1 pseudogene is annotated in these 619 nt (G+C 66.4%); it reads right to left on the bottom strand.

Annotated elements, in window-relative coordinates:
* Window positions 1-337: pseudogene (locus EN893_RS39405) on the bottom strand (hypothetical protein); the annotation flags it as partial.
* Between the last annotated feature and the right edge of the window lie 282 nt (window positions 338-619).

Here is a 619-nt window from a genome sequence, read left to right as displayed (position 1 = left end):
CCGCCACGGCCGCCATGCGCCGGCGCTCCCGAAGCGACAGCGGCAAAGCCTTCAGGAAAGGCGCGAAGGCGCGCGACAGGCAAAGCCTGGCGAGCGCGTTGCCAGCGAAGCCGCCAAGAATGAGAAGCGCGCTCGGCAAACCAAGCAGCCACAGCGCCTGCTCCTGCCGCAGCGTGGCCGCCCCGGCCTGCAACGCGACAACGACGTCGGCCATGGCGTAGGCAAAAAGGGCCCAGCCACCAAGCCCGATCCAGGCAAGGTCGCGGCGGCGCATCGAGCGCAAGCCAGCCGAGAGTTCGCGTCGGAGCAAGGTCAGGACAAGCCCGTCGTGCCGCATTGTTCCATCTTCGTGATCGGGCCTCAAAGCCGGTTGGATATCGACATAGGTCGGTGACGATTGTGCCGCCAGTAGGGCCGTAGCGGCTCAGCCTCCCACAGAGGTTTGGCGGTTACATTCTTCAGCGCCATCAGGAGATAGCCCTGCATCGTCGCCTGAAGGCTGGTCGTGGCGGTGCGCACCCCGCCGTCGCGTCCTTCACCGCCGCTTCGTCAAAGGGTTTGGCTGTTTGTGCCGCCGCCACAATGGTGCCCGCGGCACGCAGTTCGCGCAGTGCCTGGA

The organism is Mesorhizobium sp. M7A.F.Ca.CA.004.04.2.1 (assembly GCF_004022825.1).
GTDB lineage: Bacteria > Pseudomonadota > Alphaproteobacteria > Rhizobiales > Rhizobiaceae > Mesorhizobium.
Note: the sequence above shows the minus strand (reverse complement) of the source record. Positions and strands in the feature narration are given on the sequence as shown.